This is a genomic window from Rossellomorea oryzaecorticis, assembly GCF_045897515.1.
Taxonomy (GTDB): Bacteria; Bacillota; Bacilli; order Bacillales; family Bacillaceae_B; genus Rossellomorea; species Rossellomorea enclensis.
This window is the reverse complement of sequence record NZ_JBJOSA010000043.1, coordinates 1-1,717: the sequence shown is the minus strand read 5'-3', so window position 1 is coordinate 1,717 and position 1,717 is coordinate 1. Positions and strand designations below refer to the sequence as shown.

The following is a 1,717-nucleotide window of genomic DNA, read 5'->3' as shown; positions in this document are numbered from 1 at the left end:
ACCTGTCCGGGACCACTGAAAAACGACTCCTAAATAATGTAAAATACAAATAAAAAAAGAAAACCTTCCTAATTTGGTATAATTGTTATCGACCAAAACAACAAAACAACCAAGAAGGAAGGTTTTCTTTTTATGCTTAAAGACAAAGACATGCAGTTAAGCATCTACTCCGTATTATACAATAAAATCCCCGAAAATCATAAACTAAAATTACTGAAAGATGAAGTGGACTTTAGTTTTATTAATAAAGCACTCGAGAACACATATTGTAAGTATTATGGTAGACCTGCCAAAGAACCAGAGCTTATGGTCAAACTCTTAGTTCTACAGAATTTATATAATTTATCTGACGAACGCGTGGTATTGGACGCCTCATTAAATCTTGCCTACATGTACTTTCTAGGGATTAATCCAGAAGATGAATTGCCTCATTCAAGTCTCTTAACGAAGTTTCGAAAGAAGAAATTAGAAGGGAACCTTACGGTTGATGAAGTGATCATCGAAGTCGTCAGGCAGTGTGTAGAAAAAGGAATCCTTGAAGGAACCGGTCTAAGCATTGATTCTACTCATACAGAAGCGAATACCTTTAAGTGTACGGCTGAAAGGGTCATGAAGAGACTCGCCAAAAAAATATTCAAAACGATAGAGGTTGAATGTGGCGAAGTTCCGAAGGAAATCAATCAAGAGATTCCAAACTATAAAGAAATAGAAGACCATAAAGAAGCAAAATCTACAATGAAATCCTATCTTGAAGGTACCATTGATCAAGTGGAAAAAGTAGTCGCCTTAAAACAAACTCCAAAAGTAAGTGAATTACTTGAAAATGCGAAGACCATTCTCAATGACCCTAAATTCATGGAACAAAAAGGGGTCCGTTCCATTGTTGATCAAGATGCCCGAGTGGGACACAAAAGTAAGACCTCTCATTACTTTGGGTACAAAACGGAATATATAGTCACTACGGATGAGCAGATTATCACGGCTGTCCATGTGGATAATGGTGCTTATGTCGATGGAAGTAAGTTTGATGATTTATTAGAGTTGACTCAAAAATCCGGTATGAAAATCAAAAAAGTACTTGGTGATAAGGCCTACTTTAGAAAGCCGATACTCGACAAAATAAAGGAAGTAAAAGCGAAAGCATACATACCCGTAAGCGAAATGGCTTATAGATTAAACGAAGATTTATATAGTTACAACAAAGACTCAGACGAATGGTTTTGTTCCCAAGGAAACTATACAACTAGGAAAACTCATAAAAAAACAAAAAGTAGAGAGGGGTACCGGTATTACTTTGAAAGAGAAAAATGCCGTCAATGTCCCGTTAGGGATACATGCATTTCCGGCAAAGCTGTAGGTAAAATCCTTGAAGTAGGAATCAACACTCCAGAATTTTATGGATACAGTCAGGAACAAAAGAAAGATGAGTTTAAAGAAGAATATAGGAAACGAGCCCGCCAAGAAGGGAAAAATGGCGAGATGAAGAATTTCCATGGGTTAGGTCGTGCCAAAGGGTACGGTCTAAAAAGCATGGCCTTACAAGCCAAACTGACCGCGTTAGCGGTAAACTTAAAGAGGATAGCAGCGATACTATCCTCTAAAAAGGGTGTATATTTTAAAAACATTTCCATATTCTTGAACTTTTTCGTGATAATTGATTAAAACGGGAAAACGGATGAACAGAAGGGTTTTAGAAAGCGACTTTTTCAGTGGTCCC

1 protein-coding gene is annotated in these 1,717 nt (G+C 37.2%); it reads left to right on the top strand.

What is annotated here, in order from left to right; all coding sequences use genetic code 11:
* The first annotated feature begins 132 nt into the window (after positions 1-132).
* Positions 133-1,662 (top strand): IS1182 family transposase, encoded by a 1,530-nt coding sequence (locus ACKA06_RS21565; RefSeq protein WP_411160624.1) that lies wholly within the window; start codon positions 133-135, stop codon positions 1,660-1,662.
* Positions 1,663-1,717 lie beyond the last annotated feature (55 nt).

What these genes read in the sequence shown, in the direction of transcription:
- ACKA06_RS21565 (WP_411160624.1), top strand. Translation starts at nt 133, where the DNA reads ATGCTTAAAGACAAAGACATGCAGTTAAGCATCTACTCCGTATTATAC.